Source organism: Chitinophaga sp. 9-1-y, assembly GCF_059511905.2.
On sequence record NZ_CM197955.1, the window covers coordinates 6,212,157 to 6,237,926 of the forward strand.

Sequence of the window (25,770 nt, forward strand, 5' to 3'; positions counted from 1 at the left end):
TAAGATGAAAAAGAGCGAAGAAGAACGCTATATCCGCGTCCTTCCTCGCTCTTTTCCGCTTTTCTATCTTATAAAATCACAAAAAATTAAATCAGTATAATCAGCCTAATCTTGCCCCAAGACAAAAATCCGCTTCAAACTTTCATTTTTTTCTGAAAGTTTAGTAACTTTGATAAAATTTAGCACTGGTATGCCATTTGAGGTCTAATGACGTACTATCCGTTAAATACCATATCATCAAAATTACTGCACCATATAAACTGATGAATTATGATTCAGCCCAACATACCGGACAGCAGTCTACCCCGCGTAGTTATTGTCGGCGGCGGATTCGGAGGCGTTAACCTGGCCAAAGCACTTAAACATGTGCCCGTACAGGTTGTACTATTAGACAGGAATAATTATCACCTTTTCCAACCCCTGCTATACCAGGTATCCACTGCAGGCCTGGAACCAGACAGCATCGCATTTCCACTCCGCGGCATATTCCGGAAACAAAAAAACCTGGTATTCCGCATGGCAGAAGTAACCGGCCTGCGAACAACAGAAAATATACTGGAAACAGGAATCGGTGAAATTCACTACGACTACCTCGTTTTTGCTACTGGTAGTAATACCAACTTCTTCGGCAATCAAGGCATTGAAGAAAATGCCATCGGCATGAAATCACTGATTGAAGCAGTGCAAATCAGGAACTATGTAGTAAAGCAATTTGAAGAAAGCCTGTTGCTGCAAAATCCGGAAGAGATCAAGCCCAAACTAAATTTCGTCATGGTGGGCGGTGGACCTACTGGCGTAGAACTGGCGGGCGCCTTCGCGGAATTACGCAAATACATCATGCCTAAAGATTATCCTACTTTACCACAATCGTTAATGAATGTATACCTCATTGAAGCAGGTCCTAAATTACTGGCCTCTTTCAGTGAAACTACTTCCCAAAAAACGCTGGCAGCACTGCAGGATTTAGGCGTTCGCGTATTGACCAATACCGGCGTGAAAGAATACGACGGAAAAACCGTTACGCTCAGCACCGGTGAAATGATACAAACACAGTCCCTGCTGTGGTCTGCCGGTGTAAAGGGTATCCCCGTGAAAGGCATTCCCACAGATATTATACTGCCCAATGGCCGCATCATAGTGAATGAACTGAACCAGTTAAAAGGCCTCACCAATGTATACGCCATCGGCGATCTGGCACAAATGACCAACGATCCCCGCTTCCCCAAAGGATACCCCATGGTAGCACAGGTAGCGATTCAACAAGGCAAAAACCTGGCGCATAACCTCCGTCTTTCCCTGGCTAATAAACCCATGAAAGGCTTTACCTATAAAGACCTCGGCAGTATGGCCACCATTGGACGTAACAGGGCAGTAGCGGAAATTGCAGGTTTACGTATGAGTGGTTACCCGGCATGGCTGGTTTGGATGGCAGTACACCTCATGAGTTTACTCGGATTCAGAAATAAACTGGTGGTATTCATTAACTGGTTTTACCGCTACTTTACTTATGAAAGAGGTACCCGTATTATTATTAAACGCGGCGCCGCCAATATTGTGAAACTAAGGCAAAGTATCAATTAGCTATCTAACAATAAAGGGAGATGAATACCTCATCTCCCTTTATTGTTATTCGCTTGTTTCTCTATTTTCTGTTCAAGATAGAATTCAATGTAATAGAAGATACCAACTCGTCGGACCTTCCACCCAATGCCCGGTAGTACAACAATATGGTATAATTATTCTCTGTTTCCCACCAGTCTCCTTCTGTCAGTGATGTATCAAATTTAGGGTTAGGAATGGTTTTATCTACCAATCCATAAACATAATTGTAATAGCCCTGCTTCAGTAAAAAAGTACCCTCATAAGCACGGGTGGCGCCATTATAGGTAAGCTTGTTCGTATTATTACACTCATAATTGGTAAACTCACCAAACAGGTACATATCATAATTTGCATACGGCTCCGGCGATGCAAACGAGAAATGTACAGACGCATAATCCCCTTCAAAACTGGGATCATAATCATCCAGTGTGGCAAGGTAATACCGGCCATTGATGTCTTTAATAAACTGGTATACCTTATCAGCTCTTTCCTGATCAGGCACCGCAAATACATCCGTACTCTTGTTATGATATTCCGATCGCTGCACCCGCTCCGTTTGCAACCGGAAGCTACGTAAGTCTATCCACCGGTACTCCTTTCCCGCAGGCATTATACAATCCTGTTCGGCATTATACTTCAATACACTACCATTGATAAACTGGGGCTTGAGCCCTGTCAGCGCGTTGTCCCAACGATAATTCTGTAATACCACTACTTTAATCTGGTCAAATGGATTCTGAATATTGAGTCCACCTGTATTGACTTCGAAGTTAATTTTCTGATAAGTACGGAATAATTTAGGAGCAATAGGCTGCTGGATAAAACCTGTAATGCCCGCCTTATTCTCTACCACATACATTCTGCGGGTAAATGCCAGCTGTGAGGTATCACTGTCCAGGTATACCTTCAGCATATAATTACCAGATTTTACCGGGTAGCTGTTGGTTCCCGGTAACTGCACGGTATAGTGCGTATAGCGCTCCAGGGCAACACTCGACATTTTATAAGTCATGATTCTCGTTTCCGAAAAACCACGCATATAGTCAAACTGATTCACTTGCGCCGGTGTCCAGTCAGCATTACAAAGCACAAAGGAATAGTAATAATTTTTCACATCATTGTCCATATCATCAAAAGACAACTCCAGCTTCTCACTGCCGCCAATGGTATACATCGGCATACTCAGCGGATCACCAGCCTGACTAAATTTCACCGATCTGATATTGTTATAATACACATGATCCGGGGTAATAGCACTCACCTGTGCCGCCGTCTTCTCACTAAACAAACAAACAGTAATGGCTATTAAAAAAAATGCTGCTGTACGCATACTAGGAAATTGATAATATTGAAGTTACTACAAATAGGGGAAAGCATAAAGCAAAAAGCCATCGAAGCGAATCACGGAAGCGGATATTTAAATTATTTATCCACTTAGGTCATTCACTTCCATGGCTTTTTGCTTTATGCTTTACGCTTTCCCCTTTTCCGTATATATTTGCCACATGCGTTTATCATTTTTTATTGCTAAAAGAATCGCTTTCAATAAGGGATCCACTTTTTCCAAATTCATTATCAATATAGCAGTTGCCGCCACGGCGATCAGCGTTGCAGTAATGATACTGGCTACAGCATTGGTAAACGGCTTTCAACAGGTGATACAGGAAAAGATATTCAGCTTCTGGGGCCATATCCATGTGAACGAATACCAACCCAATGCCGGTCCTCTTACGGAAGAAATCCCCTTTACCGGAAGAAAGAGCCTCATAGACAGCATTAAGCTGGCTCCCGGCATTAAAACCATCAGTAGCTATGCTACCAAGTCGGCGATTCTCAAATCAGAAAAAGAAATAGACGGCGTCATCTTCAAAGGAGTAGACAGAAGCTACGACTGGCCACAGTTAAAGCGTTTCCTCCAATCTGGTCAGCTATTACAGTTCAATGATTCGGCCTACTCACCGGAAATTATGATTTCAGAATACATGGCCAGAGAGCTGCAGCTGAAAGTAAATGATAAAGCCATTATATATTTCATCCAGGGCGGCGGATTACCTCCACGGGCCCGCAAACTAACGGTAACGGGTATCTATAAAACAGGCATCGAAGAATACGATAAAACCTATGTGATCGGGGACCTCAACCTGGTACGTAAACTCAACGACTGGGAACCCACACAGGTAGGCGGTTACGAAATAACGCTGAACAACTACCGCAAAATGGATTCCACGGCTATATATCTATACCGGAACCAACTACCGGATGACTTGTTTACCCGCACGGTGAGAGATATCTATCCCAACATATTCGACTGGCTGCAATTACAGAACCAAAACGAATTGATCATCATTATCATTATGACGATAGTGGCTATCATCAACATGATTACGGCTATACTCATCCTGATACTGGAGCGTACCAACATGGTGGGCATTGCCAAAGCTCTGGGCATGCGTAACTGGAATATTCAACAGATATTTATTTTCCAGGCCGCCTACATCATCCTGCTGGGGATCCTGATCGGGGATTTTTTTGGGCTGGGCATTGCCTTTCTCCAACAAAGCACCGGCATATTTAAATTACCGGAAGAGTCTTACTATATGTCGGTAGCAGCTATCTCTGTACATTGGCTGGATATCCTGTTGATCAACATTGGCACCTTCCTTATTTGTACATTGATTTTGCTGCTACCGTCATTACTCATAGAACGTATTACGCCGGTTAAGGCCATCCAGTTCAAGTAATTATTTTTTACGGGTACTTTTTACATAATCACGCAGGTAACTGCATTGATTGTATACCTGTTGGTAAAACTTAGTCTGCGCGAAATTATCTTTCAACAACGGGAAATAACGGTTACGTATCAACGCAGAAACATACTTGTCGTTGTCTTCATTCTCCGCAGTATGTTTCTGGGAACAACGGGCGGCCATAAATGCACACCGGGCCCTGTATTCCCTGTCGGTACTGGCTTGCGCCGCTTTTAAATAATAACTTTCCGCATTATAGCATCCGAAATACTGTTTCTCAAACGGATCTTTATCGCATTTGGTTTCATACCAACTGGTAGACGGGCGGTAATCCTTCACGAAATACCAGGTTTTACCATAGTAAGAAATACTAAATAACCCAGACGCATACTCGTAATAAACGTTAGAGGACACGGGAGCTGTCTTCATTTTTTCCTGTAACTGCACCATGCGTTCACAAAACTGTTGCTGGGTAATCGGTTTGGTGAAACCCGCCCTGGCAGTGTCTTCTCCAAAATCCTGCAGTTGCTCACGGAATACCTGGAAGGAAACAGCCTGCACTGCTGCCGGTACTTTCTTGAACCAGTCGCGCGCATTGGCGAAATCATGTACCCGCATATAGCTTTCTCCGATCACCTTGTTAATATTCAGTGATTTTGGGAAGAAGCCCACCAGGTAAGTTTCATACGGCGATTTCACCGGCTGATGTAAAAAGTCGTTGAGCTTCAGCAGATCTGCTGACTTCATATCGTCTGTTACCTGGCCAATCGCTGTTTGGCCGGAAACGCCCCAACCATTCATATACAAGGAATCACAGCGCCCTCTCACCAATACTTCTTTCACCAGGTCGCCCTGTTGATGGTAGCGGGGTGCCAGCACCGCAAATAAGAGATTACGGTATGTTTTCCGGAAAATATAGGATTTATCGGTGCCATTCCACCACTCATTCGATTTTCTGGCGTCTGGTGTTTTACTGTCCAGCCACTTTAAAGAAGCCAACAGACTGGATTCAAAGGCGCTGTCAATCGTTTTCTGCTGATTGATATTCACCAGCAGGCGAACTATTTCCCATTGGTCTTTCACCGCGGCATCTTTAGTCTTTACTTCATCCAGCTTAGCTTTTGCGGCTACATAATCTTTGCGGATATAGGAAATATAGGCAGATGATACCCGCCACAGGTCCATGTCTTTTAACTGGCCCTTATTTACGAGGCTATCTACCACGGTTTGTAATGCTTTAACCCGGTTGGAGATGGCTTTTTTCTCGTCAACAGAAGCGTTACGGTAGCTCACATATCCTGGCTGGGCCTCTTCCAGGGTTGGGCTCAGGTAATCACTTTCCACCTTATTAATTTCCCTGGCCAGTAAGATATTTAAAGCAGGAGAAGCCGGATCAAACGCATACACCTGCCTTAAAGCATCCACATCCGGCTCACTGTTGGCGAAGCCGTAAATAGCCGCTACCATGGCCTTTTCATGATTATCCTTACACTGCGGATATACTTGTTGGGGGGTAGTATTGCTCCACATCAAACTGGTAAAACAGGAAATACGTAATGAAGGTGCTTTCTCAAACACACGTGAAAACAAATAGGCACTTTGTACCGAATCCTTTAAACGCAAGTTAGCTCCGGCTTTCAAGGCCAGTGCCTTAAAATACACGAGGGAAGACAACTCTTTTCCATCAAAATATTTATCAAATGAAGCAATCGCTTCACGATAATCTTTACGGTAGTGCTGCAGACGAATCAACTGAAACGCATATCTGTCGCGGATGTCCTTATCCTTTGTTTTATTCAGCAGCTCCTCTCCTGTTTTGTACAGGTCGCCCAGTAAAGCATTATTCCTTTCTGGTACTGACCAGGGATCAGCGTTCACAACAGCTGGTTCGCAGGTTTTAGCAAATGACAAATACTTCGCAGCTTCCTGGTTTTTATCTTTCAATAAAAACTGCGCAAAGGAGTTCTTTTTCACACTATCTGGCAGGGCATCATTACCGGCGGCAATAGCCGATAGTTGCTCTGGCGTATAGGTATAAATACATTCGCGTATATCCTTCGCCGTTACCTTGCTACCAGTATAGCCTTGCCAGTCGGCCACATTTGCGGTTTCTTCTGAAGGCGTCGGATCGGCGTAGAACTGCGATAGCGACGTATAATAAAATGGTTCATAACCACCGCCTTTAGTCAGCGGACTAAAAAAGGAAATGTAGTAATCATAAGGATCAGGGTCGGGGCCACACGACAAAGTGTAGATCACATTCCCGAAGAAAACAGCAAAAAAGCTAATTAAAAAGACGAATAATTTCTTGTAGTTCATTCAATGGATATTTTTCAAGCGTCAACGAGTCAAGATGATAATATATAATAAACGGATCTTTTGTTTGCAATTGTTTGGCTACCAGTTTAGCCGCAGCGGTCAATGCGGACGGGTCGCTGGTTTCCCTTCGGATAACGCTTCCTTTCGTGAGTGAATAGCCATTCAGTACGGTGTCTTGCAGTACGGTGTATAGGTTAGCGGGGCCTGGGGCAAAAAGCTTTGTATTTCTCAATTCTGGTGCACCAACATTCCTTAAAATCCCTGCATACCCCACGTCCCGGCGGAATAAAACACTCCATTCGAAAAGCGGTAATGCGATATCCAAAGGTAAGGGATATTCCGCAACCCGGCTATCTCCCAGGTAGGTGTCCATTACTTCCGTGTCAAGAATAGAGTTATGGGTGCCCGGCTTGCGCAGGTCGCCCATGTTATAACACATCAGCAAACCTTTATCCACTGGCGGAATACCGGTACGCGTGGTATATTTCACCTGGTACATGCGGATGGTAGCGGATATGCGTCGCTGCCGGAAGAAAGGCGTTTGCCGGATCTGTTTGATAAAAGAAAAATAGGCCTCGCGGGTACCCTGTGTCCAGTCGCAGTCCAGCTGTATTTCAGGAATCCGCTCCGCCGGAATACTGTCGCACAGCCCTTCCAACAGCCGGGCAATGTTGCCGGCCAATGTACTGTCAGCATGTGCCCATACTTCATTCATCAGGAATACTACCGGCACAATATCTACACCAGCCGGCAATGGCGCCGTTTTCCGGAAAATAGCTACGGGTACCGGGGCTTTGGTGACTTCATCGAGGTCTACATCAAACAACTTTATGTATAAGCGCTTTGCAGGCAACTGGTCAACATATCGTTGTTCCCGGGGGTTACCTGTCCAGGTTTGTTTCCAATAATAAAAGGCAGGCGTTACCTTCCCACGATGGGTGGGCTGGCTACAGGCAGCCAATAACAATAACAAGGCGACAAAATATACACGGGGTATCATGACAGATTAAATAAGCAGCCGGCCGCAGATAATACCTGCAGCTACTGCTGCATTCAGTGATTCAGCACCGCCAAGGCGGGGTATGGTGATCCGGTGGGTAGCCCCGGCAATTACTTCTTCCGTTAAACCTCTTCCTTCATTACCAATCAGGATAATGCCTTCTTTCATGACAGGAAAATCAGCGATATTTTTGCCGTGCAAGGTAGCCGCATAAGAAGGCAGCGTAGTTTGCTGTAATAATTCCCGGATATCGTATTCGGCTATACGTACCCGCACAATGCTACCCATGGTAGCCTGGATAGTTTTAGGATTATATACATCCACACAATCCGGGGAGCAAATAATCTGCGGAATACCAAACCAGTCGGCAATACGAATCAGTGTCCCCATATTACCCGGATCCTGTATAGCTTCCAGCGCCAATACCACTGTACCAGCCGCCGGCAACGGGCCAACCGGTGCAGGCATGTCCAGCAAAGCCATCGCCCTGTTGGGTGTGGTGAGCGACGACAATTGTTTTAGTATAGTTGCATCCACTGTTACTACTGCCCCCGCAGGCAAGCTATCCAGCAACGGTGCATGCTGCTCCAACCAATCCGTTGTTGCAAACACTCCTTTTACGGGCATGCCCGCCTGTAGCAGCTCCTGCACGATCTTGTCACCCTCGGCTACATACTGGCTGGATTTTTGCCTGTTTTTTTTGTGCTGTAATGATTGAATATATTTAATTTGCGCCTTTGACAACATGGGACCAAACCTACACGATTTCTTTTAATCAGCCAAGTAGCGGCATGGTTTCCAGTTTGTTCAGCATGGCTTTTAAAACTACTAATAACGTTTTCACCCGTGATGCAGCTGCTTCCCAAATCCAGATTTTTACTGCTGAAACAATGGCTGCTACTGGCGGTAATATTCACGTTGACAGCATGCTCCAATACCAAATACCTCCAGCAAAATCAAACACTCTACACCAGTAGCAAAGTAGACGTACAGGGAGAAATCCTCAGTTCCGAAAAACAGGACCTCCGCAGTTCCCTCTCCTCTAAATCGCTGATGACACAGCAACCCAACAAAAAGTTACTGACTACCCGCATCAAAGTATGGCTCTATAACCAGAAGTATAATGAGAAAAAATCAAACTGGTTCTGGAACCTGGTACTGTCAAAAAGAAACCTCGAAGAACCCGTGGTATACGACTCTACCAAATCCGTAGAATCGGTTGCCCGCATGACCAGCTATCTCCGTAACCAAGGATTCTTCTATGCTACGGTAAACTATGAGTCCAAAACCAAACACAAAAAAACCAGCGTCACCTACCAGGTGAATACCGGCAGAAACTTCGTAATAGATAAAGTCACCTACGTGATTCCGGATACCGCCATCCTAAATATTGTAAAGGCAAATGAAAACTTATCCCTCGTGCGCAAAGGTGTGGTATTCAAATCAGCCACACTGGGCAGTGAAAGAGAAAGACTCACCCGCCTCATCAGGGATGCCGGCTACTATAAGTTTAACCGTGATGCCATTGAATATAGCGTAGATACCCTGAATAAAGCCCTCTTCCGAAATAGCCTCAACCCCTTCGAGGGATTTGTAAATATCTTCAATGAAAATAAAGGACGGGAGAAATTGACCATGGACGTGGAAATCCACATCAAAAATCCGGAAGACAGCCTCACCACCTGGGAACAATACCACATCGGTAAAATATACGCCTATCCTGACTTCTCACTGAATAGCAACCCCGACGACAGTACCCTGAAACGGGACAACCGCAAGTATATCAACATCCGTTACCACCAGGAAATACTAAGACCTAAAATTCTTTCTAAGTCAATACTGCTGCGGCCGGGAGAAACATACTCCATACAACAGTATAACAATACCATCAATAAATTATACGACATCGGTATCTGGCAATTTGTAACACTACAGTACAAAGAACCCAAAGATTCCACTAAAACCCTAGATGCTTACGTATTCCTTACCCCACGCCGCAAACAGGAACTGGGCGCCAGTTTTGAGCTAAGTAACAGCTCCGACTATACGCTGGGATCGGGTATCACACTCAACTACCGCCATATCAATTTAAACAGAACCGCCACCCAGTTTGGGATGACGCTCAATACCGGTATTGAACTGGTAAAGCAGCAATCCGGGTGGGACCTGCAATCCAAACAGTTTGGCGGAGAAGTAAGCCTTACCTGGCCACGTTTCGCCCTGCCATTTCATATTAAACAATCTGCCAGGTCTAACGTAAAAACCCGGTTAACACTGGGCGCCAACTACCTGTCCCGCATAGAAAGATTCGATATTAAGAGCATCAACGCCTCCTATGGCTACGATTGGAATGAATCGGTTTATAAACGCTGGATTATCCGCCCCTTCACATTGAACTATGTAGGAGTAAGCCTGGATCCTACTTTCCGCGATAGTACCGTAAATACCAATCCTTACCTGAAACGTAGCTTTGAGCCGGCATTAATTGGCGGCGAAAGCGTATCCTTCATTTACAGCAACCAGGACTTACTACATCAGCGCCACTACAGCTATTTCAGGGTAAACCTGGAAGAGTCCGGCCTGTGGCTCAATGGCATCAACAGCGTGATGAACAGCATTTCCGGTAAGAAAACCAACCTGGAAACACTAACCAGCGTTAATATCTCCAACTTCGTAAAACTGGAAGCTGACTACCGTCATTTCTGGAAGCTGGGAATCCATAGTGGCTTGGCCACACGGGCTTATGCAGGTATCGGTATCCCTTACAGTCATTCGCAGGTATTGCCTTACATCAGGCAATTTACTTCCGGTGGCCCCAATAGTATCCGTGCATTCCGCCTACGTACACTGGGACCCGGAGCTTATAAAGATACCTCCGCTACCGCACAAACTTTCCCCGACCAAACCGGCGATATGAAGCTGGAAGGCAATATAGAATACCGTTTCGACCTGTTGAGAATGTTTGGAGGCAGTGTAAACCTGAAAGGCGCCACCTTCGTGGATATGGGAAATATCTGGATGATCCGGAAAGATTCCACCAGGCCCGGCTCTGAATTCCAATTCAACCAGTTGTATCATGATCTGGCTATGGGAACCGGCGCGGGCCTACGGTTAGACTTCTCTTTCTTCCTTATCCGCGTGGATTGGGGCATTCCATTGAAAGTCCCTTACTTTACCGGCAATAAAAATGGCTGGTATATAGGCCAATGGGATTTAAAAGATGGTAAATGGCGACGGGATAATATTATCTGGAATATCGCTATTGGTTATCCGTTTTAGGAATGGTATTGGCCGCAATGAAATCGGCCATATCAGTAGCATCCGACAACTTAAAATTACCAATCCTTGTTCTGCATAAGCTGCTCAGGTAAGCACCACAACCCAGGACGGCACCGTAATCATTGGCCAATGAACGTATATACGTACCCGTGCTGCATACTACCCTGAAATGAACTTCCGGCAATGCTATTTTGGTAATCTCAAATTCGGAAATCGTCAGTTTACGTGGCTCCACTTTTACATCCACCCCTTTTCTGGCTAACAGGTAAATAGGTTTGCCATTTTGCTTGATAGCAGAATGTATGGGTGGAAACTGCATGATTTCTCCGATAAAAGGCTGCGTAGCAGCCAATATAGCGGCTTCGTCAAGATGACTGATGTCTTTAAAATTCTCCGGTTCAGACTCTTTATCAAAAGTAGGCGTGGTAGCTCCTAAGGTAAAAGTGCCGGTATATTCCTTTTCCTGTGCCTGGTATTCATTAATTTTTTTGGTCATTTTTCCGGTGCAGCAAATCAGCAAACCGGTAGCAAGCGGGTCCAGCGTGCCGGCATGACCTATTTTAGCTTTAGTGGTATTCCTTATTTTACGTACTACATCGAAGGAAGTCCATGTCAGTGGCTTATTAATCAGTATCACCGCTCCTTCCTTGTAATTAATATTTTCGTTCGTTTGCATGCCGCAAAGATAGCGATTTAGCTTTTAGCCGCTAGCTTTTAGCATTTAGTAAGTGCTGCAGAGTCCATCATATATTACCTTTGCAGCATTTACCAGGTGCGAATGACTAAAAGCTAGCTGCTTTTTACTAAATTCACGCAATTTTCAAATACATGGCATTAAAACATCACTTAGACGCAACACTACGGCACCAGCAACAGGTGGATAATTCGCGCGACTACGTACTGCCATTCATTCAGCAGGAATTTCCCCAACTGGAAGGCCTGCGTGTAATGGAGGTGGGATGTGGAGAAGGCGGCGTATTGATCCCGTTCCTGGACAAAGGCTGTAATTGTGTGGGCGTGGATCTTGCACCTGACCGTATCGAGCTGGCGAAAAACTTCCTTCAAAAATACCTGGATGGCGGACAATTAAAGCTGATCGCCAAAAACATCTATGATCTTGACTTCCTGGGAGAATTCCAACATTCCTTTGATGTCATTATTTTGAAAGATGCCATTGAACACATTCCTGACCAGGAAAAAATCATTGGACACCTGAAGCAATTACTCACCCCGCGCGGCCAGATATATTTCGGGTTCCCACCCTGGTATATGCCCCACGGAGGACATCAGCAGATTTGCAAAAACAAATTTCTCAGCATGGTCCCTTATATCCACCTCCTGCCCAGACCCTTATACAAAGGCTTACTGCGCATGTTTGGCGAAGGAGATGATGTAGTGGTAGATCTGATGGACGTAAAGTCTACAGGCATTTCCATAGAGCGATTTGAACGCATTGTAAAACGTCAGCAGTATAAGATTACACAGCGCCGCTTCTACCTGATCAATCCCATCTACAAATATAAATTCGGGGTAAGTGCAAGAGAGCAGTGGAAGCCGGTGGCCGCCATTCCTTTTGTCAGAAATTTCGTTACCACCTGTATGTATTATATGATTAAACCCCTGCAAAACGGGGAAGCATAAGTCAGAGAGCAGAAAGCGTAAAGCAGAAAGCGTAAAGCTATTGAAGCGAATGAACATGGCGAAAATAATCCGCTTTGTTCATTCGCTTCAATAGCTTTACGCTTTCTGCTTTACGCTTTCTGCTCCGTCCATATCTCCCACGAGGCCTCCGCCTGCAGGATCAGCATTTCATGACCGTTTTTAATGGTAGCGCCTTGTGCGGCACCACGCTGTAAAAAGGCTGTTTCTGCCGGATTATATACGAGATCATACAGCAGATGACGAGAAGTCAGGTATTGATAAGGTATTTCGGGGAAGGTATCTGTTTTAGGATACATCCCTAAAGGGGTGGTATTTACAATAATGGTATGTGCAGCCATGGTAGCTTCATCCAGGGCTTCATAAGTGATAGTACCGTTGCCGGGTTGCCTGCTTACCACCGTATAAGTAATGTTGAGTTGCTCCAGTGCATACATGATGGCTTTGGCAGCACCGCCTGTACCCAATACCAGCGCCCGTGTATGATGCGGTTGCAGCAAGGGTTGCAGCGACTTAGTAAAGCCAATTACATCTGTATTATAGCCTGTTTTCTTCCCATCTTTCAAATGAATACAATTCACGGCGCCTATTTGTGCCGCGGCTTTACTCAGCTCATCCAGGAAAGGAATCACTACTTCTTTGTAGGGGATGGTTACATTGAGTCCCTGTAATTGCGGATGTTGCTCCCATAGGGCGGGAAATTCCGTAATACCGGGTATTGGGAAATTTTCGTACACACAATCAGTGATCTGATTTTTTTCAAACTTCTCTTTAAAGAATCCCCTGGAGAAAGAGTGGCTAAGCGGATAGCCAATGAGTCCGTAAATCTTCATGCAGCCATAATTAAGAATTACAAATTACAAATTACGAATTACGGATTTGTGGGTAGACAACAACGGATAATACCCGCGTTTACCATCTACCCACAAATCCGTAATTCGTAATTCGTAATTATTTATAAAACTATTCTCTATCTAAAAACAGGTTAAAGGTATCTCCTCTTAAGCCAATACGCATGGCTTCCAGGGAAATCACTTCATTTGGTGCGAGGTTACCGAGGTTGGCATTGCAACCTACCAGTTCCAGGAAGTAAAGCTGTTGGGCTTTCTGTGGTGCTTCCCAAATAATTTTCTCCGCTGGGATCTGGGTCAGGATTTCCTGTACCAGGCCTTCACGCACTTCACCGCTACCGCGATAAATACCGACGTTACCGCTTTCACGGGCTTCAGCGATTACATAAGTAGCGCCGGCAGCCAGTTCAGCGCGCATCAGCTCAATCCATTTATAGGGAGGGATGATGTGTTCAGCGTCTTTGGAACCTACTTCACTCAGTACCAGGCCGATTTTAGACAGTTTCTCAATATAACCGCATTTTTCTGCATGCGGAATAGTGATGGAACCATCAGATACTTCCATGTAGCTGATGCCGAAATCCTTTACTACGTTGATGTATTCCTCAAACTGGTTGCGGATAACGAAGGCCTCAAACAAGGTACCACCAAAGTATACAGGGATGTTTGCTGCCTGGTAAAGTTCAATTTTTGCGCGCAGGTTGGGTGTAACGAATGCAGTGCCAAAACCCAGTTTCAGGATGTCAATGTGCGGACCTGCTGCGGATAAAAAATTTCGTGCTTCTTCCAAACTCAGCCCCTTGTCCATTACCATGGTCAATCCATGCGTCCGGGGCTTCTTTGTCCTTTCCGGGATTTGTGTCAGATTAAAATTCATTTGAAATATTTTTATCTTCTTATTTGGTCAGTAAAACACATACTAATTTTCGCCAGGCACTTCGGGATAGCGTAGATGCAATTTTAGTAACCGGAAATACTATCGACTTTTGTCCATGACAATTAAAAGCCGGCGCAAAAATAAGAAGTATACTTTATTTTATTAAAGTAAATAACACTGGTTAACGTTTGCGGCGATATTGCGCAATCAAATCGACCACACTCACATGCTGTAACACAGCAGGGTCAAGCTCTACGAGCTTTTTAACAATTTTCGGTGCTTGTTGCAGGGCAGTTTCCAAATGCAACAATCCTTCCTTGGTTTTCCCCATGGCAATCAGGATGGCGGCCCGGTAATAGACAAATATGGGCTTGCGGCCGGCCTTTTCCTCCGCTATAGATAACTGTACGAGGGCTTCTTCCAGGAATCCGGACACATACAGGCCTTTTAACAGCTCTTGCCAGGTAACAGCACTCTTGGGGCGGGTACGCACGGCGTTCATAAAATGCACCAGGGCATCTTTATTCTTACCCAGCTCCAGGTAGCACTCACCCAGGCTCATATTATACTCTGCGTTGGTTTTATTGATTTTAAGCGCACTCAGTAACGATTTCACCGCATTTTCCCAATTGGCTTCCATCATATACGCCACGGCGATCTTATAATACAATTTATCGTCGTTGGGGCTCAGATGCGATGCTTTACGGTAATAGTAACGGGCCTGGGTGAATTTGCGCTGTCTTTCGTAGCAATGACCAATAGCCTCATAGATCACATCCTCCGGTTTGGCGATTTCCAGGTGTTTCTGCAGCACTTCTATGGCTTCTGCATACTTACGCAGGCGGATATACGCATCACCCATATTCCGGTAGGCATAATCGAACTTTTCATCGATGGCTACGGCATATTGATAAGCGTCTATGGCCTTTTCATATAACTTCAATCCCTGAAAAGCCGTACCCAGGTTGAACCAGGCCAGCTGATTGAAAGGATGCTCGTCTATAATAGCGTTATGGAGGCGGATACTTTCTTCATTGCGACCAGTAAACTCAGTCCAGAAGCAGATTTTATGCAGGGCTTCCTCACTGTTGGGATCATATTCCAGGGCCATTTTGAGGCAATCGAATACTTTCTCAAACTCTTCCCAATCGTCGTACACATCTGCCAGCTCCAGTAATAATTCGGTCCGGTCTTCCCCTGAAAATTGCTCAATTTGCTCTTCCAGCACGCTGGCGGCTTTCTGGTGCTGATTCAGCGCCAGGTAAACATCCGTTTGTAATATGTAAAGATTAATATCAGTGCGGTCGAGTACTTCTGCTTTCTCCAGTAAATCAAGGGCTTCCTTATACTTTTTGGTTTCTATCAGTAAGTTGGCTTTTTTTAGCAATAAGGTAGAAGAGTAGGGAAATTGTTCGATGGCTATTTCGGCGGCCTGCAATGCGATCGGCATTTCGTCATGCTCGTCATAATAGTCTATGATCTGTTCGAATGAATCTTCGTCCAAAAAAGAATGAGACTTACCAGCCCTGAGGTTTTCAAACTGCTGCAACAAGTCTCTCAGATCATCAAAATCTTCGTTTAAAAAGGAAAAGTCTTTACTCATTAATGTAAATATAGTACTTTTATTTATGCCCAAATCCGGGGGCTTTACAACCTTTTAAATATTTTTTAACAATTCTTTGTGATTTAATCGTATCTTGCGTTAAGAATTTGTTATATAATATATCAAAAAGTTTGTACATTTGTGTTACAATGAAAGCGAAAACATACATATCACGCACTTTTTCATTGTCTTGCTTGTTAGCGGGCGCTTTGGCGTTTTTTGCTCTCAATGCGCTGGCAAATAATAGCTTTTTGCCCTCCGATAATAATAAAGACAAAACGAAAAAAACGGCTGACAGTCCACACTTTGTGTTGAATACTGCCATCCCTAAAACTAGTCTGAGCCTGGATGCGGGTTACCGTTACTCCGGAACGTTCAGCTCTGCCTTTAAGTTTAATAATAGCAATGTTGTTAATAACTACAATAACGTAATTAACCTGAAAGCGGTATCTACCTACACCAAGGGCAATGTCACCTACGTGGTGCCTACCAATGTCCAGGTGCAGTCACAGCCGCCAGGTAACATGAACTTCCAGAAGTTGCAGATTATTCTGCCACTCAAAAAGGGATAATAAATTCTACGTTTCTTCAATTACAATATGGGGCCGGTTAAATAACCGGCTCTTTTTTTTGCCAGTATCAACCAGTTTTTGTGCATTTCTTCCGGTATTTGATATTTTTCGGGAGATATTTTACGCCCTGCAACTATTAAGTACAGTCATACCCCAATACCCGTTACACGCATTTTAGCACCTGATTTTACGAAGATTCCCGAAAGGCTGAGGAATTGCACGCAGATGCATAAACCGGCCGTTAAAAGACCCGTTTAGCTGCTTTCCTGTAAATGCAAATGGGAAGTGACAGATATGCCTGATGAGGCCAAAAAGTATCAAATCTTCCGAAAAAGACCTGAAAACGCTACCGCTGATGTACTTTATCAATTTTCCGGGAGATATCCACCTAATCAGGGAATCGGGGCATCAATTGATGCCCTTATCACTCAAAAATTATCAGATCTTCCGAAAAAACACAAAAACTACATATTCTTTAACTCCTCCTGGCTCACTTCTTTATACCCGGTTTTAGGTACATCGAAATAAGAAGCAGGAATAGGATACAAATCTACCTTGGTAGCAATAACACGTGTTTTAGCGCCCGTTTTTGTGATAATCTCAAACTCCAGGGGAATCCCCTTCAGGTTCACAAAACGACGGTTATACTGCCGGTTTTCCGGCACCAGGTCTACGGCATAATATACTTCAAAAGTTTGTCCATCGGGCATGGTGCCAATGGCCCTTCTACAGGCATACCCTGCTATATCCTTTGTTTCAGCCTGGTCTTTGAACTGTATATTTTCATACTGCTTCAAGTCCTTGTTGTACTGGTCTTTCCCAGCCCGGATCAGGTATTTATTTCCATGCTGATCAATCAGCGTGGTCATCGTTTCTGTTTTACTGTTAATGAGATAAGTATAATGAACGATGTTAAAATTCATGTCTATTCTGCTCAGTGGCCCGCGCAGGTATTGGGTAAACGTGCTGCCTTCCAGCATCGCATCCATTTGCAGCTGCTCCGGCGGCAGTTCCATCTTGTATACAATTTTTGCGTCTGAAACAATGCGTTGCGCCAGTAATGAACCTGCGCAGCAAGTCAGGATAAAAGTGAATAACAACCGGTATGACATAGTGTGGTGTATTAGTTGAATGGCGGTATAGTTAAGGCGGATAAACTAACTACCAGGTAAACTTTTCTTTGTTTAAAAAAGCGGCGATACCGCGTTTACAGTCATCATGCCCACGGGTGGCAGCATTTAATTCAGATGCGTGCAGCAACCCCTCCTGTAATGGTAAGTCCAACACTGTGCCAATCAATTTTTTGGTTACTTTCAGAGAGTTGGCTGAGGCGTCCTTACACAGGCTGCCAGCCACTTTAGCTACATAGGTATCTATTTCTGCTGCTGGTACTACGGCAGTGATCAATCCATCTGCAGCAGCTTTTTCGGCAGTGATCAGCTTCCCGGTTAATAACAATTCCCTGGACCGCCCCTCCCCGATTTTTCGAACCAGGAAAACCGCTACCAGGGCAGGGATAAATCCAATTTTTACTTCTGAGTAGCCCAGTAAGGCTTCCGGCACCGCATAACTCAGGTCGCAAAGGGTTACCAGTCCGCAGCCTCCTGCTACAGCATGTCCTTCCACCTGGGCAATTACAATCTTGTCAAGATCGTAAATCTCCCGGAATAGCTGCATCAGTTCCCGGGAATCAGCGAGATTTTCATCGTACGTATTCTTCTGCAGTTGTTGCAGGTATTCCAGGTCGGCGCCGGCACAAAATGCTTCGCCATTTCCTTTCAATACCACCACTTTTACTGCTTCATCTGCTTCCGCAGTCCGGAAAGCTTCTCTCAACTCCGCTACCAGTTGGCCGTTCAGCGCATTGCGCTTCTCAGGCCGGTTTAATGCAATGGTAGCCACACGCTCAGTAACCGAATATTCTAAAAAAGAAAATGCCATAAACAAAGAATTACGAATTACGAATTACGAATTACGGAGTTGTGGGGAGATTGACAGGAAGATAATTATTCGATCTCCCCACAACTCCGTAATTCGTAATTCGTAATTCGTAATTTTCCTTATGGCAATCTAAGCAAAAAAAATTTAATGGGTAATCTCTTGTATTACCTGACCTACGTTACCGCTAGGCATCTGGATATGTAATAATGCAGCCAATGTAGGTGTGATATCCGTCATACCAACAGTACGATTGGTTTTACCGGGGTGAATACCCCATCCCATCCATACCAGCGGAATATGTGCGTCATAAGGATACCATAAACCGTGTGTGGTACCGGTTTTGCCGCCATCAATATATCCCGGCGCCAATACCACCTGGATATCGCCGCTTCTTTTGGTATTAAACCCGTTATTCATCATGGTACGCATAGGTTCCGGTAAATTGGTTACCATCAGGTTTTCTATCGGAAATGCTTTGGCGATGGCTGGTGATTTCAACAGGCGGGCAATGATAAACTGACGAACTTCGTTTTCATTTTTGCCAGCTGCCCCAATCCCGTCGTGATCCAGCCACAGCTGGTAATTATCGGATCCTTTTATCACGCCTTTCACACCAAACTTAGCAGCCACCTGCTCATTCAGGTCTTTTACAGCAGCCTGCTCATCCCAGGTACCGCCAGGCAGTTTATTTTCTTCGAGGAAACCAGGTACATGGGCTACACCATGATCTGCGGTGATAAAAAAGAGATACTGTCCTTTACCTACACGGGCGTCCAGGTATTTGAACAGGGTAGCCAGGTCCTGGTCCAGGCGCAGGTAGGTATCTTCTATTTCAATAGAGTTAGGTCCAAACTGATGTCCTACGTAATCCGTAGAAGAAAGGCTGATCGCCATAAAATCAGTCACATTTCCTTTACCCATATCATAAGCTTCCATGGCCTTTTTAGCAAATTCCAGGGTCATGGTATTGCCGAAAGGAGAAGCAGAAATAGCGGTGTTGGAAATATCGCCGAGCGTATGTGGGAAAGAGGTATTAGTAGCGTTTTTATACTTGCCTTCGTAAGGTTTTTCATCTGCTGTACTGAGGGTATAGGTAGATACCGGATACAGGGTAGTCCACGGTTTGCTCAGGTATTGCTTAGGATATTGCTGTTGGTTGAATTCCTGCGCCCACGCTGGTAATTCCTTCATGTACCAGGTGCTGGTTACCCAGTTACCGGTGCTGCCGTCGTACCAGAAAGCCGCGTTGGCACTGTGTCCGGCGGGTAAAATAGCGCCACGGTCTTTGATGGCTACGCCCACCACTTTGCTCTGGAAGTTGTTGGATAAACGGAGTTCATCACCGATGGTAGTTACCAGCATATTGCGCGGACTCATTTTACCGGCGCCGGAAGTGCTGCCAACAGTAGTAACTGTGGTATCTTCGGCGCAATAAACCGTGCGACCCAGTTCCGGACTATACCAGGAATTCCCGATAATGCCGTGAATAGCCGGCACAGAACCGGTATACACGCAGGTATGGCCGCAGGCAGTAATAGTGGGGGTATAGTTAATGAGGGTATTTTCACAGGAAAAACCTTCCTGTAACAGGCGCTTAAATCCACCAGCGGTGTAACGGTTCCCATAGCGGTAAAGATAGTCCCAGCGCATCTGGTCTACCACTACGCCCACTACCAACTTCGGTTTGGCAGAGATTTTGGAAGGTTTAGCGGCCGCAAGGTGATTAAATGGTTTGGGAGAAGTTGCTTTTTGCGCCTGTACGGCAGAAGAGAATAGCAAAACACCTGTTAGAAAATGTGTAAATTTCATTAGAGCGTAAATATTTAAAAGTCACTGGAATACAACGACATAAGGCGCTGTCAATTAACAAATAATTTGTTTACATCGGGATGTCAAATGTAAACCAAGATTACAAAAACTAATATTTTAATACCTTTGTGTCCATTTTAAATGGAATGAATTAACCATTACATAATATACCGTATGGATATTTTCGAGAAACTGCTGAAACATCTGGGCCCTATCGGGGAACATTCAGACAGAGCCCATGGCTATTTTGCATTTCCTAAGCTGGAAGGTGAGATAGGTCCCCGCATGAAATTCCGGGGCAATGAAAAGATTGTGTGGAGCCTTAACAACTACCTGGGGTTAGCCAACCACCCGGAAGTGCGGGCTACTGATGCAAAAGCCGCCGCTGATTACGGCATGGCGTCTCCAATGGGAGCGCGTATGATGAGTGGTAATACCAACTACCATGAGCAGCTGGAAAATGAATTGTCCGACTACATGGGCAAAGAAGCGACTACTTTATTAAACTATGGCTACCAGGGTATCATGAGTGCAATTGATGCCATTGTGGGTCGTAGAGATGTAATTGTATACGATGCAGAGTGCCACGCCAGTATCCTGGATGGTTTACGCCTGCACCCGGGCAAACGTTATGTATTCAAGCATAACGACATGGAAGATTTCGACAAGCAAATGAAACGTGCTACCGAACTGGCTAAAACCCAGGGTGGTGGTATCCTCGTGGTAACAGAAGGCGTATTTGGTATGGCCGGTGACCAGGGTAAGCTGAAAGAAATTGCTGCTTTTAAAGATAAATATGAATTCCGCCTGCTGGTAGATGATGCCCACGGCTTCGGTACCATGGGTAAAACCGGTGCTGGTACCGGCGAAGAGCAAGGTGTACAGGACAAAATCGATCTGTTGTTCAATACCTTCGCGAAATCCGGTGCTTCTATTGGTGCTTTCATCAGCGGTGAAAAAGCCATTATCAACTACCTGCGCTACAACATGCGTTCGCAGATTTTCGCAAAATCTATTCCGTTACCTATCGTAATCGGGCACCTGAAACGTGTACAGCTGATGCGCCAGCATCCTGAAATGAAAGCGAAACTGTGGGATAATGTGAATAAACTGCAGAACGGTCTGAAAACACGCGGTTTCAACATCGGCAGAACCAATTCCCCGGTAACACCGATTTACCTGCAGGGCGATATTCCGGAAGCAACTGCCATGTGCCTCGATCTGCGCGAAAACTATAACATTTTCTGCTCTATCGTGGTATACCCGGTAATTCCTAAAGGACAAATCATTTACCGCCTGATCCCAACCGCTGCACACAGCGATGAGGATATTGAACTGACCCTCAAAGCGTTCAGCGAAACCAAGGCGAAACTGGATGAAAAAGTTTACCAGGTAGCGGAAATTCCAATGGTATAACCGTCACCTCCCACAATATTAAAAGCCTTCCTGCTATTCAGGAAGGCTTTTCTATTTAAAATGGGAAAAGGCAGGGAAAAGGTAGTAAAACAGCTCAACAACCAAAGGAACGGAAAAAGGAGCATATAAAAGTCTTTGCTGCTTTACTACTTTGTTCCTTTGAGGGAAAACAAAAGGGCTGACGTTAATCAGCCCTTACTTCAAATCGTTCTTTCACTAGGTGTAATTTTTCATTAGATTTCATCAGGACATGGTAGAGAACAAATGGTTTTCATAGAAATTGGAATAACCAAGTGATTCCAAATATTTTATAAAATATATTTTATTTCAATTCAGTTTTTCTTTTCATTGATGCTTATCAAAAATAGGGGAGATTTTAGCATTTTTTATAACACATCCGTTGGATTTTGTTAACAGCTTGTTAAAGATTAACACTGCGGTAATATATCACCTGGATGTAAAAAGGCCCCTTTTTTCCCAATCCGAATAAAAATTTTCCCTTTTGCGTAACAACTTCCCGCACACACCGTGATAACTTTGCGGCGGAAGCAAAACATATTCAGGCTTTTAACCATCATGGCTGGTAAAAGTAAAAGCGTAATACGGTGTCTATAGCACTTTCGTTGTTCCGCCAACTGGGTATCATTCACTAATAAGGGGGTTATTAAACAATTCGAATTGAAAATTCAATGGAGTAAGCAGTTTTTCCGGGTACACCGGATTACCGGATTAATAGCCGGTATCCTGCTGTTACTATTAAGCATAACCGGCAGTTTGCTCGTTTTCAGTGATGAAATAGACCATGGCCTCTACACAAATGCATATCACATCACACCCGGTACTGCCCCTAAGCCCCTGCAGGCACTGATGCAGGATGCCCGGCAATCGCTTCCCGGCAACCCTTACCTGCTCGTTATCCGGCTGCCACAGGCACCTGATGAAAGCATGATAATGAGAGCGGAGTATACGGCCGACCACAAAGTATATGTCTTCCTAAACCCCTATACTGGTAAAATATTACAACAATACGCAAATACCGACCATTTCACAGGCTATGTGCTATACCTGCACTTCACCCTGCTGAATGGTAAAACGGGGGCTACTATCATCCTAATAACAGGAATAGGGCTATTCCTCTCGGTGCTGACCGGCCTGTTTATTTACCGGAACGCCGTTATAAAAGTGCTGACTTTCCGGGTAAAACCGGAATGGCATAACCGCACACGCCGCTGGCGCAACCTGCACCGCATCATTGGGGTATGGGCCCTGCTCTTTAACCTCCTCATCGCCTTCACCGGCTTTATGATGGAACTGAAAGTACTGGACAGCCGGAAAAATCCCAAAGCCCTCCAGGCTCCCGTTCCATTCTCCGGCGACTATGAACCCCTGCTCATAAAAGCACAGGCCAGCATCCCGGGCTTCACCATCACGGGGGTTCGTCCACCCAAAAAAGCCGGCGACCCTATCCGGATACTGGGACATGCGCAGGAATCAGCCTTCTTCGGCGAGTATTCGTCTTCCGTTTTCATAGATGCCAATGGCACCGTTAAAAAAACAGTGAACTTCAGCAAGGCTTCTTTTGGCGATAAATTCAACGCCTGTATAGCGCCACTGCATTTTGGCAATTATGGCGGCATCTTACTAAAAATTATTTATTCACTCCTTGCCTTAACCCCTGGCATACTTTCCATTTCAGGCTTCCTGATATGGTACCGTAGAAAATATATTATTAAAATACACAACAGGATATAGCGATAGATATGAAGAAGATTTTTGTTTTGGGGATAGTGATCATGATGGGCACCTTATCCGTAGTAGCACAAACTATACAGGGCATTGTCAAAGACACCACACAAACAGCAGTTCCCCTGCTAAGGATTTATCTTTCCGGCACACAGAAACACGCGGTAACCGGCGCCAATGGCCAGTTTACTATCAATGATGTAAAACCAGGTACCTACACGTTACTGGTTGCCGGTATAGGCTATCAAACACTCGAACAAACGATTACAGTAAAAGAGGGTACCACTTCCCTCCAGCTCACCATACTACCTTCAGATGTAGGGCTTAATGAAGTAGTGGTGACCGCCAGCCGCAATAAGGAAACACTGGGTACCGTGCCTTCCTCTATTACCATCATTTCCGGGAAACAACTACGCGAACAGAGCGCCATCACTACAGACATCAACCAGTTACTCAGCATGAATGTACCGGGTCTTACACTGGGTACCAATACTTCCACCAACAAGGGTCAAACCCTCCGTGGACGCGGCATGCTCATCATGATTGATGGTATTCCACAGTCTACCCCGCTGCGTAACGGCGATAAAGACATGCGTAGTATAGACGTTTCCGTTATTGAAAGAGTGGAAGTAATTAAAGGATCTACAGCTATCTATGGTAACGGTGCTGATGGCGGTATCGTTAACTTCATTACCATCAAAGCCAACCCGGACAAACGCTTCAGCGGCACCACCGATGTGAGCAGCGCCGGTTCCCTCCTGCATCCATCTAACACCATTGGTGGCCGCATCTCACAAAACTTCAGCGGCAAACGCAACAAATTTGATTACGTAGCCAGTGGTACCTATGAACAAACCGGCGTGGTAAAAGATGCTGATGGCGTGATCATTGCACCTTTCCAGTCGCTCGCACAAAATAAAAACATTAACCTCTTTGCCAAACTGGGTTATGATATCAACAACAACAGCCGTATAGAAGTAATGTACAACTATTACCGTACCATGCAGTACAGCTCCTATGTAGATTCCGCCACCGGAAAATTCGGCGAAGCGCCCATTATTGGCGTAAAAGGTAGCAACCCTGGCGATAAACAAGGTACTCCCTATAACCACAACGCCTATATTAATTATACGAACAAAGATATTTTCAAAAGCACCTCACTGAACGTAAACCTTTATTATCAAAGCTTTTATACCGTTTTTGAATACTCGGATTTTTACGCTCCTCCCGGCAACTCAGCGATTGTTTCCAAAAAAATGGGCGCCAGGATAAACTTCAATACCGTTTTCAACTTCCATCCGAATGTATTTGGAGATGTTACCTGGGGAGTAGACATCCTGAACGATAAAACCTCCCAGCCACTCACCGATGGCCGGGGTTTTGTACCAGAGATGAATATGAAGAACTATGCACCTTATGCACAATTGAAAACCTATCTCTTCAAAGATTTCCTGGTAAAAGCAGGGGTACGGTACGAAAATATTTCCCTGAACATTCCTGATTATACCACCATTAAATTCGGTAACTATGCCGGTGGTGTATTTGTGAAAGGAGGCAACCTGCCTTACGAAGCGCTGGTATTCAATGCGGGCCTGCGTTATACCAAATTCCCGGTATTCAACCCGTTTGTCAGTTATTCACAAAGCTTTTCGCTGTATGACCTGGGTCGTACCCTCCGCCTGGCCAAAGCCGTATCCAATGGGGCTACCAGCATTAAAACCATTGAAACAGAAGCCATCATTACCAACAACTACGAAGCAGGCTTCAACAGTAACATTGGTAAATTCAATGCGTCTGGTGCTTATTTCATCAGCACTTCCAACCTGGGTACCAGCCTGAAAGATGTAAACGGGGTAGCAGTGCCGGAGCGGGCACCTGAAAGAGTAGAAGGCTTTGAGTTAACAGCCGGTTACCAGTTCCTCCCTAACCTGTCGGCCAATGCCTCTTATGCACACGTGGAAGGTAAAAAAGACGTAAATGGTGTACATACCTGGTTACCAACCACCCGTATTTCACCGGATAAAATGACTGTGAATGTTAATTATGCTCCACTGAAACAATGGGACCTGGGGATATACTACATCTACTCCGGTGTACGTAAACGCTTTGATATCAATCCTGCTACCAAACAATACGACCTGGGCAACGGACCAGTCAGCGATTTCTCACTCGTTAATGTTTATACCGCGTGGCGTTTCAACAAAGCCATGGCCATTCGTTTAGGGGTGGATAACCTCCTGAATGCCGACTACTACCCGGTGATGTCACAGGGCAGGGTGCGTACAGATTCCTATATTAAAGGCAGTGGCGCCAGGTTTAACGTAGGATTTAAGTATTCATTTTAGAAGAGCG

Annotated in this window: 19 protein-coding genes; 8 read left to right on the forward strand and 11 right to left on the reverse strand. The window is 44.9% G+C overall.

Going from position 1 to position 25,770, the window contains the following annotated elements:
* Positions 1 to 270 precede the first annotated feature (270 nt).
* Positions 271 to 1,581: an FAD-dependent oxidoreductase gene (locus tag AC5ZC7_RS24550; protein WP_496158404.1), complete on the forward strand. Its 1,311-nt coding sequence runs from the start codon at positions 271 to 273 to the stop codon at positions 1,579 to 1,581.
* A gap of 61 nt (positions 1,582 to 1,642) precedes the next feature.
* On the opposite strand, the gene AC5ZC7_RS24555 is transcribed toward AC5ZC7_RS24550, so the two are convergent.
* Positions 1,643 to 2,932, reverse strand: a complete 1,290-nt coding sequence (locus tag AC5ZC7_RS24555; protein ID WP_496158403.1) for a type IX secretion system plug protein — start codon at positions 2,930 to 2,932, stop codon at positions 1,643 to 1,645.
* Positions 2,933 to 3,107: 175 nt separating this feature from the next.
* On the opposite strand from AC5ZC7_RS24555, the gene AC5ZC7_RS24560 reads away from it, so the two are divergent.
* On the forward strand, positions 3,108 to 4,343 hold the full coding sequence (locus AC5ZC7_RS24560) for an FtsX-like permease family protein (RefSeq protein WP_496158402.1): 1,236 nt from the start codon (positions 3,108 to 3,110) through the stop codon (positions 4,341 to 4,343).
* On the opposite strand, the gene AC5ZC7_RS24565 is transcribed toward AC5ZC7_RS24560, so the two are convergent.
* Genes AC5ZC7_RS24565 through AC5ZC7_RS24575 form a run of 3 tightly spaced genes read right to left on the reverse strand, consistent with a single transcriptional unit; the run spans position 4,344 to position 8,415 of the window.
* On the reverse strand, positions 4,344 to 6,668 hold the full coding sequence (locus AC5ZC7_RS24565) for a hypothetical protein (protein ID WP_496158401.1): 2,325 nt from the start codon (positions 6,666 to 6,668) through the stop codon (positions 4,344 to 4,346). It lies immediately after the preceding gene.
* Positions 6,634 to 7,668 (reverse strand): hypothetical protein, encoded by a 1,035-nt coding sequence (locus tag AC5ZC7_RS24570; RefSeq protein WP_496158400.1) that lies wholly within the window; start codon positions 7,666 to 7,668, stop codon positions 6,634 to 6,636. Before AC5ZC7_RS24570 ends, AC5ZC7_RS24565 begins: the two co-directional genes overlap by 35 nt.
* Positions 7,669 to 7,674: 6 nt before the next feature.
* Positions 7,675 to 8,415, reverse strand: coding sequence for a TrmH family RNA methyltransferase (locus AC5ZC7_RS24575; protein WP_496158399.1), 741 nt, complete (start codon positions 8,413 to 8,415; stop codon positions 7,675 to 7,677).
* 102 nt (positions 8,416 to 8,517) lie between these two features.
* On the opposite strand from AC5ZC7_RS24575, the gene tamL reads away from it, so the two are divergent.
* Positions 8,518 to 10,947, forward strand: coding sequence for a translocation and assembly module lipoprotein TamL (gene tamL / locus AC5ZC7_RS24580; protein WP_496159025.1), 2,430 nt, complete (start codon positions 8,518 to 8,520; stop codon positions 10,945 to 10,947).
* On the opposite strand, the gene truB is transcribed toward tamL, so the two are convergent.
* On the reverse strand, positions 10,928 to 11,623 hold the full coding sequence (gene truB / locus AC5ZC7_RS24585) for a tRNA pseudouridine(55) synthase TruB (RefSeq protein WP_496158398.1): 696 nt from the start codon (positions 11,621 to 11,623) through the stop codon (positions 10,928 to 10,930). The genes tamL and truB overlap by 20 nt on opposite strands.
* A gap of 152 nt (positions 11,624 to 11,775) precedes the next feature.
* On the opposite strand from truB, the gene AC5ZC7_RS24590 reads away from it, so the two are divergent.
* Positions 11,776 to 12,588 (forward strand): methyltransferase domain-containing protein, encoded by an 813-nt coding sequence (locus AC5ZC7_RS24590; protein WP_496158397.1) that lies wholly within the window; start codon positions 11,776 to 11,778, stop codon positions 12,586 to 12,588.
* Positions 12,589 to 12,698: 110 nt separating this feature from the next.
* Here AC5ZC7_RS24590 and AC5ZC7_RS24595 read toward each other — a convergent pair whose 3' ends face one another.
* From AC5ZC7_RS24595 to AC5ZC7_RS24605, 3 genes are all read right to left on the reverse strand, one after another.
* Complete coding sequence (locus AC5ZC7_RS24595) at positions 12,699 to 13,439, reverse strand: shikimate dehydrogenase family protein (protein WP_496158396.1); 741 nt, start codon at positions 13,437 to 13,439, stop codon at positions 12,699 to 12,701.
* Between the two features lie 130 nt (positions 13,440 to 13,569).
* Complete coding sequence (locus tag AC5ZC7_RS24600) at positions 13,570 to 14,334, reverse strand: phosphosulfolactate synthase (protein WP_496158395.1); 765 nt, start codon at positions 14,332 to 14,334, stop codon at positions 13,570 to 13,572.
* A gap of 181 nt (positions 14,335 to 14,515) precedes the next feature.
* Positions 14,516 to 15,937, reverse strand: a complete 1,422-nt coding sequence (locus tag AC5ZC7_RS24605; RefSeq protein WP_496158394.1) for a tetratricopeptide repeat protein — start codon at positions 15,935 to 15,937, stop codon at positions 14,516 to 14,518.
* Between the two features lie 149 nt (positions 15,938 to 16,086).
* Between AC5ZC7_RS24605 and AC5ZC7_RS24610 the strand changes: the two genes are divergently transcribed.
* The gene (locus AC5ZC7_RS24610; protein ID WP_496158393.1) at positions 16,087 to 16,509 is read left to right on the forward strand and encodes a hypothetical protein; all 423 of its coding nucleotides are present in this window, start codon (positions 16,087 to 16,089) and stop codon (positions 16,507 to 16,509) included.
* Positions 16,510 to 16,973: 464 nt separating this feature from the next.
* Here AC5ZC7_RS24610 and AC5ZC7_RS24615 read toward each other — a convergent pair whose 3' ends face one another.
* The 3 genes from AC5ZC7_RS24615 to pafA form a co-directional block, all read right to left on the reverse strand.
* The gene (locus AC5ZC7_RS24615; RefSeq protein WP_496158392.1) at positions 16,974 to 17,621 is read right to left on the reverse strand and encodes a hypothetical protein; all 648 of its coding nucleotides are present in this window, start codon (positions 17,619 to 17,621) and stop codon (positions 16,974 to 16,976) included.
* A gap of 49 nt (positions 17,622 to 17,670) precedes the next feature.
* Complete coding sequence (locus AC5ZC7_RS24620) at positions 17,671 to 18,450, reverse strand: enoyl-CoA hydratase-related protein (protein ID WP_496158391.1); 780 nt, start codon at positions 18,448 to 18,450, stop codon at positions 17,671 to 17,673.
* A 144-nt stretch (positions 18,451 to 18,594) separates the two neighbouring features.
* Positions 18,595 to 20,259: an alkaline phosphatase PafA gene (pafA, locus tag AC5ZC7_RS24625; protein ID WP_496158390.1), complete on the reverse strand. Its 1,665-nt coding sequence runs from the start codon at positions 20,257 to 20,259 to the stop codon at positions 18,595 to 18,597.
* Between the two features lie 174 nt (positions 20,260 to 20,433).
* Here pafA and AC5ZC7_RS24630 point away from each other — a divergent pair, with 174 nt between their 5' ends.
* From AC5ZC7_RS24630 to AC5ZC7_RS24640, 3 genes are all read left to right on the forward strand, one after another.
* A complete protein-coding gene (locus AC5ZC7_RS24630; RefSeq protein ID WP_496158389.1) occupies positions 20,434 to 21,675 on the forward strand; it encodes an aminotransferase class I/II-fold pyridoxal phosphate-dependent enzyme in 1,242 nt (413 codons plus the stop codon).
* A 678-nt stretch (positions 21,676 to 22,353) separates the two neighbouring features.
* Positions 22,354 to 23,427 carry a PepSY domain-containing protein gene (locus tag AC5ZC7_RS24635; RefSeq protein ID WP_496158388.1) on the forward strand — a complete coding sequence of 358 codons (1,074 nt, stop codon included), beginning with the start codon at positions 22,354 to 22,356 and terminating at the stop codon, positions 23,425 to 23,427.
* Between the two features lie 8 nt (positions 23,428 to 23,435).
* Positions 23,436 to 25,763, forward strand: a complete 2,328-nt coding sequence (locus tag AC5ZC7_RS24640) for a TonB-dependent receptor domain-containing protein (RefSeq protein ID WP_496158387.1) — start codon at positions 23,436 to 23,438, stop codon at positions 25,761 to 25,763.
* The last annotated feature ends 7 nt before the right edge of the window (positions 25,764 to 25,770 follow it).

Bases quoted from the DNA above. Each gene is read 5' to 3' on its own strand.
- AC5ZC7_RS24550 (WP_496158404.1), top strand. From the start codon at position 271: ATGATTCAGCCCAACATACCGGACAGCAGTCTACCCCGCGTAGTTATT.
- AC5ZC7_RS24555 (WP_496158403.1), bottom strand. From the start codon at position 2,932: ATGCGTACAGCAGCATTTTTTTTAATAGCCATTACTGTTTGTTTGTTT.
- AC5ZC7_RS24560 (WP_496158402.1), top strand. From the start codon at position 3,108: ATGCGTTTATCATTTTTTATTGCTAAAAGAATCGCTTTCAATAAGGGA.
- AC5ZC7_RS24565 (WP_496158401.1), bottom strand. From the start codon at position 6,668: ATGAACTACAAGAAATTATTCGTCTTTTTAATTAGCTTTTTTGCTGTT.
- AC5ZC7_RS24570 (WP_496158400.1), bottom strand. From the start codon at position 7,668: ATGATACCCCGTGTATATTTTGTCGCCTTGTTATTGTTATTGGCTGCC.
- AC5ZC7_RS24575 (WP_496158399.1), bottom strand. From the start codon at position 8,415: ATGTTGTCAAAGGCGCAAATTAAATATATTCAATCATTACAGCACAAA.
- tamL (WP_496159025.1), top strand. From the start codon at position 8,518: ATGCAGCTGCTTCCCAAATCCAGATTTTTACTGCTGAAACAATGGCTG.
- truB (WP_496158398.1), bottom strand. From the start codon at position 11,623: ATGCAAACGAACGAAAATATTAATTACAAGGAAGGAGCGGTGATACTG.
- AC5ZC7_RS24590 (WP_496158397.1), top strand. From the start codon at position 11,776: ATGGCATTAAAACATCACTTAGACGCAACACTACGGCACCAGCAACAG.
- AC5ZC7_RS24595 (WP_496158396.1), bottom strand. From the start codon at position 13,439: ATGAAGATTTACGGACTCATTGGCTATCCGCTTAGCCACTCTTTCTCC.
- AC5ZC7_RS24600 (WP_496158395.1), bottom strand. From the start codon at position 14,334: ATGAATTTTAATCTGACACAAATCCCGGAAAGGACAAAGAAGCCCCGG.
- AC5ZC7_RS24605 (WP_496158394.1), bottom strand. From the start codon at position 15,937: ATGAGTAAAGACTTTTCCTTTTTAAACGAAGATTTTGATGATCTGAGA.
- AC5ZC7_RS24610 (WP_496158393.1), top strand. From the start codon at position 16,087: ATGAAAGCGAAAACATACATATCACGCACTTTTTCATTGTCTTGCTTG.
- AC5ZC7_RS24615 (WP_496158392.1), bottom strand. From the start codon at position 17,621: ATGTCATACCGGTTGTTATTCACTTTTATCCTGACTTGCTGCGCAGGT.
- AC5ZC7_RS24620 (WP_496158391.1), bottom strand. From the start codon at position 18,450: ATGGCATTTTCTTTTTTAGAATATTCGGTTACTGAGCGTGTGGCTACC.
- pafA (WP_496158390.1), bottom strand. From the start codon at position 20,259: ATGAAATTTACACATTTTCTAACAGGTGTTTTGCTATTCTCTTCTGCC.
- AC5ZC7_RS24630 (WP_496158389.1), top strand. From the start codon at position 20,434: ATGGATATTTTCGAGAAACTGCTGAAACATCTGGGCCCTATCGGGGAA.
- AC5ZC7_RS24640 (WP_496158387.1), top strand. From the start codon at position 23,436: ATGAAGAAGATTTTTGTTTTGGGGATAGTGATCATGATGGGCACCTTA.